Source organism: Kitasatospora sp. NPDC101155, from assembly GCF_044768305.1.
Classification (GTDB): Bacteria; Actinomycetota; Actinomycetes; order Streptomycetales; family Streptomycetaceae; genus Kitasatospora.
Window position 1 is genome coordinate 14,555 of the sequence record NZ_JBIWPN010000037.1, and the last position, 13,520, is coordinate 28,074.

Consider the following 13,520-nt stretch of genomic DNA (forward strand, 5'->3'; position numbering starts at 1 on the left):
GGACGAACCAGCCGGCCCGTCATGCCAGGTGCTCGGCGAGGAAGCGTTCCACCGCCGCATAGTAGGTCTCGCGGTTGCCGGGCCTGGCCAGCCCGTGGCCCTCGTCGGGGAACAGCAGGTACTCGTGCGGCAGTTTTTTGGCGGCCAGCGCCGCGACGATCTGCTCCGCCTCCTCCCGGGGCACCCGGACGTCGTTGGCCCCCTGGGCCACCAGGACGGGGACGGCGATGTCGTCGACCCGCGACAGCGGCGACCGCTCCCACAGCATGTCGCGCTCGGTCTCCGGGTCCCCGACGTTGGCGGCCATGAACGCCCGTAGCGGGGTCCGGTACGGCGCCCCGGCCGCCAGCATCGTCAGCAGGTTCGACGGCGCGCACAGCGCTATCGCGCAGGTGAAGACGGAGGGGGTGAAGGCCGCTCCGACGAGCGCCGCGTACCCGCCGTACGAGCAGCCCATGATCGCGACCCGGGCGGCGTCGACGCCGCCGTCCGCGACCAGGTGGTCGACCGCGTCGAGCAGGTCGGTGTGCATCGCGGCGCCCCACTGCTTGGCACCCAGGTTGCGGAACCGCTTGCCGTAGCCCGTCGAGCCCCGGTAGTTGACCTGGACGCACGCGTAGCCACGGTTGGCCAGCAGCTGCGCCTCCTCGTCGAAGGCGAAGGTGTGCCGGGCCCAGGGCCCGCCGTGCACGTTCACCACGGCCGGCAGGTTCCGGCGTTCGGCGCCCGGCGGCCAGGTCACGTAGCCGTGCACGGTGACCCCGTCGCGCGCGGTGAACTCGAAGGGCTCCATCCGGGCGAGCCGGTACCGTTCGAGCTCCGGCTGGTGGCTGAAGAGGTGGCGCAGTCGGCCGTCCGCGCGGTCGTGGAGGTAGTAGAGGACCGGGCCTGCGCCGGTCACCACCGAGACCGTCCACAGCCGGTCGGAGCGGTCGCCGCGGTCGACGTAGACCTCGCCGTCGATCCCCTGGAGCGCGAGTTCGCCGCGGATCCGGCCGAGGTCCTTGCCGAACTCCTCGTCGAGGTACACCCACGTGTCGCGGTCCTTGGCGAACAGCACCGCCTGCGGGGTGTGCCGTAGGGGGTCCGGCTCGACCTGCTTGACGTCGTAGACGGGATCCTCGGCGAGCACGGTGTGCCGCCCGGTCGCGAGGTCGACGGCGAACAGGCGGCTGCTGTTGGCCCCGATGGAGGACAGCAGGTAGCAGGTGGCGCCGTCCCGCGCGAAGCCGAGGACCCGCGTGCCCATGACGTCCTCGTAGGGCACGTCGAGCCAGGGCTCGGCACCGTCCGGATCGTCCGGCGGGTCCAGGTACACGGCCGCGCCGCCGTCGGGCTTCATCGCCGAGCCACCGCGCACCCGCAGGTCGGTGTCCACGATCCAGCTCAGGTACCCGGGGTTCTCCGCGACCTTGGTGAGCCGCGCCGTCACCAGGTCCAGCCGGTAGACGTCGTGCAGGTCGCGCCGGTCCTTGTTCAGTCCGATCAGCATCGTGGTCGGATGCCACCGGTTGTGGGCCAGCACCCGCGCCTGGACGCCCTCGAAGGGAGTGGCGCAGCGTTCCTCACCGGTGACGAGGTCGAGGAGGTGCAGCCGCCAGCTCTCGTCGCCGTTCTCGTCCCGCAGGTGGAACAGCGTGCGGTCGTCGTGGCAGAGGCCGTAGGTCCGGATGCCGCGCCCGCGGTCCCGGGTCAGTACGGTCGCCTCGTCCGGACGGTCCACCGGGGCCGTCCAGACGTTCATCACGCCGTCGTCCGGGGCGAGGAACAGCAGCCTGGCCCCGTCCGGTGAGATCCGCGGCAGCAGGTACGAGGGGTTGCCGAACAGGACGGAGTGCGGGATCAGCGGTACGGGTTCAACGAATTCAGCCGTCACGGCTCACCCCCGGGGTAGCTGGCTGGCGTGGGCGCCCGGAGAGCCACCAGTGGGAGAGCCCCGGGTACTGCGCGACCGCCTCGTCGGTGTCGCGCGGAGGGTTCGGGTCGGCGGACGGCCCGTGCGGGAGGGGCGGGTTGACGCCCCGGGGGGAGGGGACCAGCGTCTGGGCCCGGAAGAGCGCCGTCATCAGCGCCGGGCTGCCGAGCACGGCCCGGGACATCCCGGCCCTCGCCCGGGGCCCGGGGGCGGAGTCGGCCCGCGGCCGGTCCTGGTCGGTCGCCATCCGCCAGGCCCGCTCGGCCACCTCGGCCATGGCGACCTGGAGTTCGGGCAGGACGGACGGGTCGGCGCCGTGCCGCGCCAGCTCGCGGCCCAGGCGCACGGCGCTAAGCAGGGCGATCGACATCCCGTGGGAGTAGACCGGGTTCATCGCCGCCAGGGCGTCGCCGAGGACCAGGAAGCCGTCGGGCCGGGGCCCCCGTTCGAAGTACCTCCTGCGGTTGGCGGTGGCCCGGAACGGCCGGACTCCGCCGAGGGGTTCGGCGGCGGCCGTCAGCTCCGCCACGATCGGCGAGCCGAGCGCCCGGGCGCCGTCGGCGAATCCGCGTTCGTCGGTGGGCGGTGGCGCGGCGCGGGTGCCGGTCAGGGTGACGGTCCACCGGCCGCCCTCGATGGGGAACAGCGTCGCGCCGTACCCGGGCCCGCCGTCCGCCGGGCGCGGGTGCACCATGATCGCCGGGAGGTCGGCGGTGAGGTCCGCGGGCGCCCGGTAGATCCGCGTGGAGTACGCGAGTCCCGGGTCGACGGTCTCCTCCTCGACGCCGGTCCCGCCGAGCGCGGCCAGCCACTCGCCCGCCCGTGAGCGCCGGCCCGTCGTGTCCACCACGAGGTCGGCCCGCAGGGTCTCGCCGGAGCCGTCCTCCCGGCCGACCACCACTCCGGTCACCCGCGAGGCGTCCCCGACGAGGCGCAGCGCACGGGTGCGCTCGCGCACCGACACCGCACCGTCGGCCAGGGCCCGGCTCCGGATGACGTGGTCCATGAGCCACCGGCTGCACGAGACCAGGAAGGCGCCGGTGTCGTGGCGGCGGAACCAGCCGCCCGCGGTCAGGATCAGCGCGTCGCCCGGGAGCCCGCGCCGGTGCGCGCCCGCGGCAAGGAGCGCCTCCAGGGTGCCCGGCAGCAGCGCGTCCAGGGCCTGGGCGCCCGCGGTCACCAGCACATGGCTGTGGAAGGCCTGCGGCAGACCCGAGCGGACGCCCGGGCCCGCCGGATAGCGGCCGCCCTCGACCACGGTGACCTCGTCGACGTGCTCGGAGAGCACCTTGGCCACCAGGATGCCCGCGAAACCCCCGCCGAGGACGACCGCCCGTGTCACGGCCGCGCGGCCTGCGCGGCTCCGGTCTCCTGGAGCAGACCGGCCTCGACCATCGAGGTGATGAACGAGTCCACCTCGGTACGGATGCGCTGCCCCAGCGCGGCGTTGTGACCGGCGAACAGCAGGGACAGCCGCTCGACGACCTCCTCCCGCTCGCCGGCGCTCTCCACCAGGGCCCAGATCTGGGCGGCGGTCGCGTTCAGCGTCCGGAAGTCACCGGACTCGGTGTGGTAGAGCGAGATCCCGCCCGCGCTCTCCTGCCAGATGACCGCATCACTGATGTGCAGGGACAACGCCCGACCTCCTGTTGACCGGCATGATGGGAATGAGCTCACCGACTGTGATCGCGGACTTCGGCGTGGGGACGTAGGTCTTCCACTGCTCGTGCACGGGGTGCACCTCGCCGGTGGCGACCAGCCGGGGAACCGTCATGTCGAGGCTCTTCTCGGCCAGTTCCGCCCGGGTGACCCCGGCCTCCTGCCACAGCTGCGTCGTGACGCCGTGACGCAGGATCCGGCACAGGTGCCGGCTGTTGCGCCGGACGTCCCCGGACTCCGCCATGTGCGAAGCCCGGCACCCGCCGCCGCAGTTCGCCTTGATGTAGCACTTCTCGCAGTCTGCGTGGAACTCCCCGCCGAAGACCGTGCTGCGGCGCATGGCCGACAGCACCGGACTGGCGAAGACCTCCGACAGCCGCTGCCGTCGGACGTTGCCCGCGTGCTGTTCCTTGCCCGTGACGAGCTTGCACGGGTACACGTCGCCCAGGGAGTTGATGTAGATCTCGTTGCCGCCCATGCCGCAGTTGCCCTTGACCGAGCACGGCGTCACCGGCCGCGGCCCGTCCGGCAGGAGCTTTCCGGCCACCGGCGAGGTCCAGACGAGCTGCTGCACCCGCAGGTGGTCCTGCCAACCGAAGTCGTAGTCGTCGCCGACGCCCCGGCCCAGGTCGTTGTGGTTCATCAGGCGGATGCTGTGGATCTCGATCCCGTCGAGGAAGGACGCGAAGTCCTCCAGCTCGTCGATGTTGTCCGAGGTGACGATGTGGTTGATGGCCGGGGCCACGCCGGCGTCGTTGAGCAGCCGGATCGCCTTGTGGGTCCGGGCGAACGCGCCCTTGCCGCGGGTGCGGTCGTGAGTCTCGGCGGTGCCTCCGTCGAGGCTGACCGTGACCGCGTCGAAGAGCTCGGCGAAGCGCCGCGCCGTCGCCGCCGTTCGGATCATCGTCGCGTTGGTGATGATGTTCGACTTCAGGCCACTGCGGTTGGCGTGCTCGACGACCTGGAACAGGTCCTTGCGGAGCATCGGTTCACCGCCGGTGAAGACGAGGGTCCGGGCGCCGAGGTCGGCGATCTGCGAGACCAGATCGAGCGACTCGGCGGTGTCGAGCTCGCCCGGGAGGCATTTCTCGGACGACGCGTAGCAGTAGGGGCAGCGGAGGTTGCAGCCGTCGGTAATGGCGTAGTACGCGACGTTCAGCGGGGCCTCGGCGACCTTGACCGCGGGCCGGTTGCCGTTGTAGTAAACGATCCAGTTCAGGATGAGCCTGGCCAGGACGCGTTCCGTCTCGTCGCTCGGCTCCAGTGCCCGTTCCCCTCCGGCCCGTTCGCCGGCCAGGGCTTCGAGGACGCTGAACTCGCTTCGGTCGAGGACACATCGGGCACCCACTTCCGGGTTGACCACGAGGTATTCCTCGTCATGCACGAAGTACGTCAGGTCCGCCGGCACGTCGAACAACGACAGGTTCCGGACCAGATGCCCTCGCATCCCGCCTCCCATCCGGGCTGGCACACGCGCGACCCGACGAGCCTGGCCGTCGGGCCGCGCCTGTGGACTGTCAGGACTACTTCTGCGCCTGGCCGGCGCCGGACCAGGCGCCGCACGCACACAGCATCGCGGCGTCGAAGCCCTCCTGGGAGGACTCCGGCGCGGCCCACTCCTGGGAGTGCGCCACCACGTCGGGCAGAACGGCCATGAGGCGGGTCTTGGTCGAGATGAGGACCCGGGTCTCCTCGGGGGTCAGGCTGGCGTAGAACTCTTCGAGCTCGGGCGCCATCGTTCCGCCGAGGATCCCGGCCTCACGAAGGGCCTCCAGGGAGTTGAAGGTCATTGCTCCACCTTTCGCTGTCTCGGGCTTTCTGAGCTGGGCTACCACCGAGACTGCTGCGTGGCGGACTTGTGAAACAACCCCACGATTGTGGGTTGCCGTGTCGCCTGCGGGCAGATAGTACGCACGTCGTGTGAAGTCCCGTCAACGGGTTCGGAGGCGGCGTCGCCCCGGCGGCGGGCCTCGTCGTGGGTGTTGACGATCACGGTCGGGCTGCGGTCTCATCTCTACTCAGAGTTGAGCTGACATGACTTCAAATCCGCTGTTCGCAGCGGAAATCGATGGTCATGTCAGCCTGACGGTCCCGTCGGGCAACCCGAGAGGTGCGATGAGACCCACCGACCGCGACACCGTGCACGTATCACTCCTGCCGGACTTCGTCTGCCGCATGGACGGGCGAGTCGTCGACCTCAGCGACATCCAGCAGCGGCTCGTCGCGGCCGTGGTGCTCGACGACCGGCCGGTGGGACGCAACGACCTCGCCGCGCGACTGTGGCCCGACGTCCCGCCCGTCCGGGCCAGCGCACGACTGCGCCAGACCCTCTGGCGGCTGAACCAGGTGACGGTCCGGGAGCTGTTACGGACCTCGCACACCACCGTCGCCCTGGCCGAGCACGTCGAGGTGGACTACCGGACGGCGGCCGGGCTGGTCTCGGCGGTGTCCCGGGCGGACGGGGATCCGCTCCTGGGCGGCGACCGGCTGCCGCAGGCCTGGAGCATGCTGCGGCACCCGCTGCTGTACGGCTGGGACGACGAATGGCTCGTACCGTTCCAGGGGAAGTGGGAACTGCAACGCGTCCAGGCGTTGGAGAACCTCGCCGAGACGTTCCTGCAACGGCGCCTGCACTCCGCGGTGCTCGAACTCGCCGACGCCGCCGCCCAGGCCGACCCGCTGCGCGAGGGGCCACGGCGGATAGCCGTCCAGTCCTGCCTGCACGTCGGCGAGGTCGCCGACGCGCACCGCCGGTACCGCCGTTACCGGGAGCTGCTGTCCTCGGAACTGGGCGTCGCGCCGAGCAGCGCCATCCCCCGGCTGCTGAAGCAGGACCGCGAACGCCAACTCGCCCTGGCCGGCGACTACTGACCGCACCCCCTCCCCCGCGTCGACCGCACGGCCTCATCCCGACCCGCTCTCCACAACGGCTTGTTCCGGTGCTGCCGACGCCCGGGGAGGGGCTGTCAGCGTCCCTCTCCGTGCGTCAGACCGCCGGCCAGTTGCGCAGCAGGGCGTCGAGGGCGTCCAGGATGCGCGACCAGGTGTCCTCGGTGGTGCGCGGGGTGTGCTGGAAGCCCCCGGCCCGCTCCAGGGCGACGTAGCCGTGGAAGGTGCTGCCGAGGAGGCGGACGGCGTCGGTCTCGTCGGGCTCCGCGAGGTCGTAGCCGCGCAGGATCGCCCGGGTCATCTGGGAGTGCCGGACGGCCGCGCTGTTGCGCGCGGTCTCGTAGTCGAGTTCGAGCTGCGCCGCGGCGTAGCGGCCGGGGTGTTCGCGGGCGTAGTCGCGGTAGGCGTTGGCGAAGGCGGCCAGCGCGTCCTTGCCGGCCCGCCCGGCCAGGGCGGCGGCGACCCGGTCGGCGAGCTCCTCCAGCGCGAGCAGGGCGATCCTGGTCTTGAGGTCCTGGGAGTTCCTGACGTGCGAGTACAGGCTCGCGTCCTTGACGCCGAAGTGGCGCGCCAGCGCGGAGACCGTGACCTTGTCGAAGCCGACCTCGTCGGCCAGCTCCGCACCCGCCCGGGTGAGTCGTTCCGCGTTCAGCCCTACGCGTGCCATGCGCTTCCTCTCCGTCGCAGGAGACCACTATACATTTGCCTAATACTCCTAGGTTATTTACTGTGCCTCCTATGAAACCGCTGACCGAGCAAGAGATCCGTTCCGCCTTCGTGAACTGCACCAAGGGCGAGGCGAAGCGCCTGCACATCCCCCGCGACCTGACCGAACAGCCCTGGGACGACCTGGACTTCCTCGGTTGGCGCGACCCGCAGGCCCCCGACCGCGCCTACCTCGCGGCCGAACTGGACGGCCGTACGGTGGCGGTCGCACTGCGCTCCTCCGGCGCCGCCGCCTGGCAGGCCCGCCGGAGCATCTGCTCGCTCTGTGTGACCACCCATACCGGGGGCGTCTCACTGCTGGTCGCACCCCGCGCCGGGCAGGCCGGCAAGCAGGGCAACTCCGTCGGCGCGTACATGTGCAGCGACCTCGCCTGCTCGCTCTACGTGCGCGGCAAGCGCGAGGTGGGCACCCGGCTCCACGAGTCGCTGACCGCCGAGGAGAAGATCCGCCGCACGGTGGCCAACCTCGCGGCCTTCGTCGCCAAGGTCACCGTCTGACCCCTCCCGGAGCCCGGCCGGTGGACTTGTGCCGCAGGAGGGTCCTCGCCGTGATCGTGCCCGGCATTCGGGCCGGGCACGGGGGAGAGAAGCACATGGAGCCGTTGGCAGCTGGGGATCCGTCGGCGGTCGGGCCGTACCGGCTGCTCGGACGGCTGGGCGCCGGCGGGATGGGCCAGGTGTACCTGGGGCGCAGCCCCGGTGGGCGGACCGTGGCGGTCAAGCGGGTGCGGGCCGACCTGGCGGCGGACCCCGAGTTCCTGGCCCGGTTCCGACGCGAGGTGGCGGCCGCGCGCAAGGTCGGCGGGGCGTGGACGGCACCGGTGCTGGACGCCGACACCGACTCCGCCGAGCCCTGGGTGGCCACCGGCTACGTGGCCGGCCCGGCACTGGCCGACGCGGTGGCCGGGTTCGGGCCGCTCTCCGAGAACGGGGTGCGGGTGCTGGTCGCGGGGCTGGCGGAGGCGCTGGCGGCGGTTCACGGGCTGGGCCTGATCCACCGGGACGTCAAACCGTCCAACGTGATGCTCTCGCCGGACGGTCCGGTGCTGATCGACTTCGGCATCGCGCGGGCGATGGACGGCAGCAGCACGGCCGGGCTCACCCGGTCCGGGTACGTCGTCGGGTCGCCCGGCTACATGTCTCCGGAGCAGGTGCAGGGGCTGTCACTGGCCACGGAGACGATCCGGAAGGTGCCCGAACCGGCTGGCTCGACCTTCCAGCTCTGGTTGTCGCCGCCCCAGCAGAACCACTGCTGAAGTGGAGCGCCGTCCGTGCCGACCTTGTCACCCGGCACGTCCAGGCATTCGCCTCCGGCCGTCGTCAGCGTGAACGTCCCGTCCCCGGCGTCGCTCAGCCGCCACTGCTGGGAGTCGCTGTCATTCGGCGCGTTCTGGACGACCGCGGCGCCGTCCTCCGTCGATGCGGACCTCACGTCAACATCCTTGCCGTTGTCGGCGTTTGCCACCGTGTACAGGCCGTCTCCCATCGCACTCGACGGACTGCAGTCGGCCTGGGCGGCGCCGGCCGCCACGCGAATCCCGCCGAGGAGCATGGTGCGGAAGGCGGGGTCGGCGTAGGACTCCTTGCCGTGACCCATGGCGGTGTACCAGGACCGGCCTCCCTGGACCTCCTGGCACCAGGTGATGGGGTGGTCGCCCATGCGGTCGGGGCCACCACCCGATGACGTAGACGGCCAGGCCGCCGATCAGGCCGGCGCACGCACCCTTCGCCGCGTCGGACAGCACCCCTTCGATCACCACGCCCAGCGGCTGCCCGGCCGTCACCGCCTCCGGGCCGGCGAGCCACCACCAGGCGTGGGCGACGGCGCCGGCGACCAGGGCCGTCGCGAGGAGGACCCGGCGCCGCGTCGCGCTGCCGGCCCCGGTGCGGCCCCGACCGGCCAGGAGGCCGGCCCGTCGGCGCCACGCGTACACCGCGATGACGGCCAGGCCGCCGACCGTGCTCACGTGCTGCAGCGCCCGCGCCCAGGTGAGGCTGCCCACCAGCGTGGCGGTGAGCCACGGCGTACGGGTGACCACGAAGTCGTCGTAGTGGGTGAAGGAGTCCCAGACCAGGTGCGTGGCGATGCCGATCAGGGCGGACAGCACGATCCACCCGACTCGCCGCGTCAGCGCCCCGCGGCGCGTGGCTGCGGGGCGCCCTGTGGGGTTCAGTCGACCCTCTCCCCGTTGTGCGTACCGCCCTTGCAGAGGTTGGCCACCAGATCGGGCGTTCCGCCGCCCTGCGTGCACTGAGAAGGGGTGACGTAGGATGGGGCACCCTGTGCGGTGGCGGTGGCGGCGCCCGCGAGGCCGAGTCCGGCGAGGGCCGCCGTGGCGATGACGGCGGCGAGGATTCGTCGAATGCGCATTTAGTTCCCCTTTCACGGATTTCCTCGGTTGGGGCACTAATCAGCTTGATCTTCATCCATATGGGTGGCACATCATGTTGCGCCATTCGGGTGACAGTGCTGTCGGGTGCATTGTTCACCCAGCCGCGGCTGTGGGAGCCCGGTGAGCCCGCGACCAGCTCACCCACCCCGACCGAAAGCGCGAAACGGACATCGCCTCACCTACCGCCCTCCGAGATCGAGCAGCGGCTCGCCCGCGGTCCGCCGGACTATCTCAATGCGGTCGGCCACGTCGCCGCCGGGCACGCCGGCGCGGCGGCGATGCGCGATTCCGTCACCCGAGCGCGATCGCCACCCGGTCGAGGGACCCGGTCTTGGCCTGGCCCAGGAGGTCCTGGAACTGGTCCACGCTCAGCTGGATCTGCTGGCCGAAGTCGTCGGTGATGCGGATCCGGCGCTCCTGCGGCGCGTCGGGGTCGACGAACACCTGCGGGCAGCCGCAGTTGCAGTTTCCGCAGAACCTCGCCACCGGCTCCTGCACGGACTCGGACACGGGACACCTCCGTTGCTTCGCGGCGGGCACCGGGCCCCGCCGACGTCACTCCTCGGGGCTGTACCCACCCATTCGGCCGCGCTCACCCTTTGCACTGGATCGATCACCGAAAGTGTCGGGTCGGGATCGCCGCAGGCGGGCCCGGCCGGCGGGAGCGTTCGCCGCGGGCGACCGTCGGTGGCCTGACCACGGGACAGGGGGACTGCACGTCCGCTGACTCTGTTCACCCTCCTGCGCGGCGGGGTGAACGGGGAATCGCGGGCCGCCGCGATACTCTTCGTGCCCGGCGAGGGCCGGTGGCGGCTGCCGCGGTGGACGTTGTTGCGGCATGTGGTGATCAGGCGCGGTCCGCCATTCGCACCAGCCGGATGACCGGAGCGGGAACGCCGTCCGGTCACGGCCGTCCGCCCTCCCCCTGATCATCCACGCGTGCCCCGTCTCCACGGGCGCACGTGCGCCTCCGACCTGGAGACCACACAGCCATGAGCCTGTCCCTGAAGAAGCGTCTTGCCGCCGCCTGCGCCCTGGGCGCCGCGACCGCACTCGGCGCGGCCGCGTCGGCATCGGCACACGTCATCGTGCAGCCGAACAGCGTGCCCAAGAACGCGACCGACCAGACCTTCGCGTTCCGCGTGCCCAACGAGGACGACAAGAACAGCACGGTGAAGGTCGAGATCGACTTCCCCACCGACCACCCGATCCCGTCCGTCAAGGTCGCGCCGGTGCCGGGCTGGGGTGACAGCATCCAGACCACCAAGCTCGCCACCCCGATCCACACCGACGACGGCGACATCACCGACGCCGTCTCCCAGGTCGTGTGGACCGGCGGCCAGATCACCCCCGGCCACTTCCAGGACTTCACCATCAATCTCGGCGCGCTGCCCGACGGCACGGACAAAATCGTCTTCAAGACCCTGCAGACCTACAGCAACGGCACCGTGATGCGCTGGATCGAGGAACCCCAGGACGGCCAGCCCGAGCCGAAGAACCCTGCGCCGGTCCTCAAACTGACCGCCACCGACACCGCCGCCACCGGCACCGCCACCGCCGCCGGTGACCCCGGCGACCCAGGCGCCGCAGGCCCGGCGCCGACCACCGCGTCGGCCACCCCCGGCGCCACCACGGCGAAGGCGAGCAGCTCCGACTCGACGGCCCGCGCGCTGGGCATCGCGGGCATCGTGGTCGGCGTCGTCGGCACGGTGGCGGGCTTCGTACTCGGCCGTCGCGGCCGCGGCACCGGCGACTCGGGCACCTCCGCGTAACCACGCCCGCCGCGGGGAGCCGGCGCGGTCGGCGCAGGAAGTCTCCTGCACCGACCGCGCGTCCCAGCGGCGACGGACGGCGGTGCGCAGATCAGCGCGGCCGGGCACCCCACCACGAGCCTTGCACTTGAAGCTTCAAGTCACAATGGAGCAGCGAGGGCACTCGCCCCCTCCGACGGGCTCAGGCCAGGCCGAGCTGGGCGGCGATGACTGTGCCGGACGGGTAGCAGTCGAAGCGCTTGCCCTGCCGTCGACCAGCTCGAACACGTCGCAGCACGGGGCGTCCATCCGCCGGCCGGTGGGCGGAACGGTGCCGGAGGACAGCTCCAGCGGGCCGAGGTGGGTGCCCTGCAGGCGCAGCTGCACCACCACGATGTCGCCGGTGACGTAGAACCGCTCCAGCTCGCGGTGCATGTCAGGGAAGGCCTTCGTGTAGACCTCGACCGTCTTGCCGAGCTCCTCGGGACCCCGGCAGGTGAGCGGCAGGGACATGTCGGTGAAGGTGCCGTCCTCGGTGAACGCCGCGATCCAGCCGGCGACGTCCTGCTCCTCGGCGACCTGGTAGGCGGCGCGGATGGCCTTCTCGTTGTCGTGCGACATCTCGACTCTCCTGGTCCGTCGGCGGCGACTGCCGCATGCCTTCGGGTTGCACATTCACTTTAACCTTCAAGTCATGCCTGAACGCAAGAGACTTGTCGGCAGCAATTTTCCGTGTGGCTCCTGGCGATCAGTGACCGTTGACGACCTCAGTCGCCGGCTTCAGCCGGCCGGTAGCGGACCGTCGATCCTCCATTGACGAGCCGTCGATCTCATGTTGATCCCCGTCCCCTGGAATGGTCGGCATGAGGTCGACGACTAGGGAGCCGACGTGGCTCTGATTCAGGGGAACGAGCGGGCCACGCTGGCCCAGGCCGCACTGTACTTCGCGGACGAGAAAACCGAAGCGGCCGGGGCCTTCAACCTCGCGGTGCGGGTAGAGGTCCGGGGCAGGATCGCGGCGGCGGATCTGGCCGCCGCCTGCCGGCGGCTGGTGGCGGCGACGCCGGCCCTTCAGGTGCGGATGGGCATCGACACCTGGACCGGGGAGATCGTCTACGGCTTCTCGGACGAGGGGCCGGAGATCGAGCTCCTCGCCGAGCCGGTGGACGAGGCCGAGGCCTTCATCGCGGCGCGGACCATGCGGCCGTTCGAGGTGGACGGCGGTCCGCTGGTGCGGTTCCTCGTACTGCCGGTGGCCCCCGCGCACACGGTGGTGGTTCTGATCGTCCACCATCTGATCTACGACTGGATCAGCCACCGCCTCCTCGCCGAGCGACTGAGCGGTTCCATCACCGGTGGCCCCGCGGCACCGGATTCACCGGATTCACCGGATTCACCGGACGAGTACGTCCGCCTGGTCCGCCGGGTTCGCGCGGCCGAGGAGTCCGCGCTCGCCGAGGACCGCGACTACTGGTACGACCGGATCCCGCCGTCGGCGATGGTCGTCCCCTTCCCGCGTGAGGGCGCCTCCGACACCGTGATGCGGCGGATCATCACCGCGGATCCGACCGCGACGGCGGGCATCGGCGCGTGCGCCGGCTCCGCCGGCGTCAGCGTCTTCAAGCTGGTCTCGGCGGCGGTGCACCACGCCCTGCCGGTGCCGGACAGCGGCGTGACCGTGCTCGGCGGGGCCGCGTCCCAGCGGCTCGGCGCGGAGTCCGCGATCGTGGGCTGCTTCATCAACGAGGTGCCGCTGTCGGCGAGTCGGAAGGCCGGCGAGACGGTCGTCGACCTGGTTCGGCGCGAGCACCCGGGATGGTCCGCCGATCTGCGGCGGCGCCACTACTCCTTCGCCGAGCTGGCCGCGCACGTGCGCCGTGGCGGCGGTGCGGTGGAGGCGCTGAACCAGGTGATGATCTCCTACCGCCGCCAGCAGCAGTCCGTCGAGCACGCCGGTGCGGGCGTGACCTGCACGGCGGAGCTCGACGTCCCCAACTTCGCGGCCAAGACCCCGCTGTCGGTGCGCTTCTTCGAGGACGGCGCCCGCCTCGGCTGCGAGGTGCAGTGGAGCGGGCACCTGTCGGCGCGGTCCGGCGAGCGGTACACGGACCGCCTGGCCGAGTCACTCGCGCAGTGCGCCGGAACCGCGGTTCGGATCGAGGAAACCTCTTGAACGGGACGAATGGA

At 71.3% G+C, this 13,520-nt stretch carries 14 protein-coding genes and 2 pseudogenes; 5 read left to right on the forward strand and 11 right to left on the reverse strand.

All coding sequences use genetic code 11. The features are described from left to right. Nucleotides 1-19 precede the first annotated feature (19 nt). The 5 genes from ACIRYZ_RS35120 to ACIRYZ_RS35140 all read right to left on the reverse strand — a co-directional run bounded on the left by ACIRYZ_RS35120 (nt 20) and on the right by ACIRYZ_RS35140 (nt 5,364). A complete protein-coding gene (locus tag ACIRYZ_RS35120; protein WP_402952207.1) occupies nt 20-1,876 on the reverse strand; it encodes a prolyl oligopeptidase family serine peptidase in 1,857 nt (618 codons plus the stop codon). Further along, nucleotides 1,866-3,257 (reverse strand): NAD(P)/FAD-dependent oxidoreductase, encoded by a 1,392-nt coding sequence (locus tag ACIRYZ_RS35125; RefSeq protein ID WP_402952209.1) that lies wholly within the window; start codon nt 3,255-3,257, stop codon nt 1,866-1,868. The genes ACIRYZ_RS35120 and ACIRYZ_RS35125 overlap by 11 nt, the downstream gene beginning before the upstream one ends. After that, nucleotides 3,254-3,550 (reverse strand): PqqD family protein, encoded by a 297-nt coding sequence (locus tag ACIRYZ_RS35130; RefSeq protein ID WP_402952211.1) that lies wholly within the window; start codon nt 3,548-3,550, stop codon nt 3,254-3,256. The genes ACIRYZ_RS35125 and ACIRYZ_RS35130 overlap by 4 nt, the downstream gene beginning before the upstream one ends. Continuing rightward, nucleotides 3,531-5,021 (reverse strand): StsB family radical SAM/SPASM domain sactipeptide maturase, encoded by a 1,491-nt coding sequence (gene stsB, locus ACIRYZ_RS35135; protein WP_402952213.1) that lies wholly within the window; start codon nt 5,019-5,021, stop codon nt 3,531-3,533. The genes ACIRYZ_RS35130 and stsB overlap by 20 nt, the downstream gene beginning before the upstream one ends. A 76-nt stretch (nt 5,022-5,097) precedes the next feature. Then, complete coding sequence (locus ACIRYZ_RS35140) at nt 5,098-5,364, reverse strand: StsA-related sactipeptide RiPP (protein ID WP_380615075.1); 267 nt, start codon at nt 5,362-5,364, stop codon at nt 5,098-5,100. Between the two features lie 325 nt (nt 5,365-5,689). Here ACIRYZ_RS35140 and ACIRYZ_RS35145 point away from each other — a divergent pair, with 325 nt between their 5' ends. Continuing rightward, on the forward strand, nt 5,690-6,445 hold the full coding sequence (locus ACIRYZ_RS35145) for a BTAD domain-containing putative transcriptional regulator (protein WP_402952214.1): 756 nt from the start codon (nt 5,690-5,692) through the stop codon (nt 6,443-6,445). Nucleotides 6,446-6,560: 115 nt separating this feature from the next. Here the strand turns inward: ACIRYZ_RS35145 and ACIRYZ_RS35150 are convergent, their stop codons facing one another. After that, complete coding sequence (locus ACIRYZ_RS35150) at nt 6,561-7,130, reverse strand: TetR/AcrR family transcriptional regulator (protein ID WP_402952216.1); 570 nt, start codon at nt 7,128-7,130, stop codon at nt 6,561-6,563. Between the two features lie 71 nt (nt 7,131-7,201). On the opposite strand from ACIRYZ_RS35150, the gene ACIRYZ_RS35155 reads away from it, so the two are divergent. Both ACIRYZ_RS35155 and ACIRYZ_RS35160 read left to right on the forward strand, forming a co-directional pair. Further along, the gene (locus ACIRYZ_RS35155) at nt 7,202-7,687 is read left to right on the forward strand and encodes an FBP domain-containing protein (RefSeq protein ID WP_402952217.1); all 486 of its coding nucleotides are present in this window, start codon (nt 7,202-7,204) and stop codon (nt 7,685-7,687) included. A gap of 95 nt (nt 7,688-7,782) precedes the next feature. Next, nucleotides 7,783-8,349: pseudogene (locus tag ACIRYZ_RS35160) on the forward strand (serine/threonine-protein kinase); the annotation flags it as partial. Here ACIRYZ_RS35160 and ACIRYZ_RS35165 read toward each other — a convergent pair. From ACIRYZ_RS35165 to ACIRYZ_RS35180, 4 genes and pseudogenes are all read right to left on the reverse strand, one after another. After that, nucleotides 8,322-8,849, reverse strand: a complete 528-nt coding sequence (locus tag ACIRYZ_RS35165; RefSeq protein WP_402952219.1) for an RICIN domain-containing protein — start codon at nt 8,847-8,849, stop codon at nt 8,322-8,324. The pseudogene ACIRYZ_RS35160 and the gene ACIRYZ_RS35165 sit on opposite strands and share 28 nt — an antisense overlap. A gap of 85 nt (nt 8,850-8,934) precedes the next feature. Next, nucleotides 8,935-9,441, reverse strand: a pseudogene (locus tag ACIRYZ_RS35170) (DUF4184 family protein); the annotation flags it as partial. Then, nucleotides 9,360-9,560 carry a hypothetical protein gene (locus tag ACIRYZ_RS35175; protein WP_402952221.1) on the reverse strand — a complete coding sequence of 67 codons (201 nt, stop codon included), beginning with the start codon at nt 9,558-9,560 and terminating at the stop codon, nt 9,360-9,362. The gene ACIRYZ_RS35175 and the pseudogene ACIRYZ_RS35170, both read right to left, overlap by 82 nt. A 313-nt stretch (nt 9,561-9,873) precedes the next feature. Further along, nucleotides 9,874-10,092 carry a hypothetical protein gene (locus ACIRYZ_RS35180; RefSeq protein ID WP_402952222.1) on the reverse strand — a complete coding sequence of 73 codons (219 nt, stop codon included), beginning with the start codon at nt 10,090-10,092 and terminating at the stop codon, nt 9,874-9,876. Between the two features lie 482 nt (nt 10,093-10,574). Between ACIRYZ_RS35180 and ACIRYZ_RS35185 the strand changes: the two genes are divergently transcribed. Next, nucleotides 10,575-11,354, forward strand: a complete 780-nt coding sequence (locus ACIRYZ_RS35185) for a YcnI family protein (RefSeq protein WP_402952224.1) — start codon at nt 10,575-10,577, stop codon at nt 11,352-11,354. Between the two features lie 135 nt (nt 11,355-11,489). Here the strand turns inward: ACIRYZ_RS35185 and ACIRYZ_RS35190 are convergent, their stop codons facing one another. After that, the gene (locus ACIRYZ_RS35190) at nt 11,490-11,954 is read right to left on the reverse strand and encodes a nuclear transport factor 2 family protein (RefSeq protein WP_402952226.1); all 465 of its coding nucleotides are present in this window, start codon (nt 11,952-11,954) and stop codon (nt 11,490-11,492) included. 268 nt (nt 11,955-12,222) lie between these two features. On the opposite strand from ACIRYZ_RS35190, the gene ACIRYZ_RS35195 reads away from it, so the two are divergent. Continuing rightward, nucleotides 12,223-13,506 (forward strand): condensation domain-containing protein, encoded by a 1,284-nt coding sequence (locus ACIRYZ_RS35195; protein ID WP_402952228.1) that lies wholly within the window; start codon nt 12,223-12,225, stop codon nt 13,504-13,506. Nucleotides 13,507-13,520 lie beyond the last annotated feature (14 nt).

Excerpts from the sequence above, each read along its gene's own strand:
- stsB (WP_402952213.1), bottom strand. The coding sequence starts at position 5,021 with ATGCGAGGGCATCTGGTCCGGAACCTGTCGTTGTTCGACGTGCCGGCG.
- ACIRYZ_RS35140 (WP_380615075.1), bottom strand. The coding sequence starts at position 5,364 with ATGACCTTCAACTCCCTGGAGGCCCTTCGTGAGGCCGGGATCCTCGGC.
- ACIRYZ_RS35145 (WP_402952214.1), top strand. The coding sequence starts at position 5,690 with ATGAGACCCACCGACCGCGACACCGTGCACGTATCACTCCTGCCGGAC.
- ACIRYZ_RS35150 (WP_402952216.1), bottom strand. The coding sequence starts at position 7,130 with ATGGCACGCGTAGGGCTGAACGCGGAACGACTCACCCGGGCGGGTGCG.
- ACIRYZ_RS35155 (WP_402952217.1), top strand. The coding sequence starts at position 7,202 with ATGAAACCGCTGACCGAGCAAGAGATCCGTTCCGCCTTCGTGAACTGC.
- ACIRYZ_RS35165 (WP_402952219.1), bottom strand. The coding sequence starts at position 8,849 with ATGGGCGACCACCCCATCACCTGGTGCCAGGAGGTCCAGGGAGGCCGG.
- ACIRYZ_RS35175 (WP_402952221.1), bottom strand. The coding sequence starts at position 9,560 with ATGCGCATTCGACGAATCCTCGCCGCCGTCATCGCCACGGCGGCCCTC.
- ACIRYZ_RS35185 (WP_402952224.1), top strand. The coding sequence starts at position 10,575 with ATGAGCCTGTCCCTGAAGAAGCGTCTTGCCGCCGCCTGCGCCCTGGGC.
- ACIRYZ_RS35190 (WP_402952226.1), bottom strand. The coding sequence starts at position 11,954 with ATGTCGCACGACAACGAGAAGGCCATCCGCGCCGCCTACCAGGTCGCC.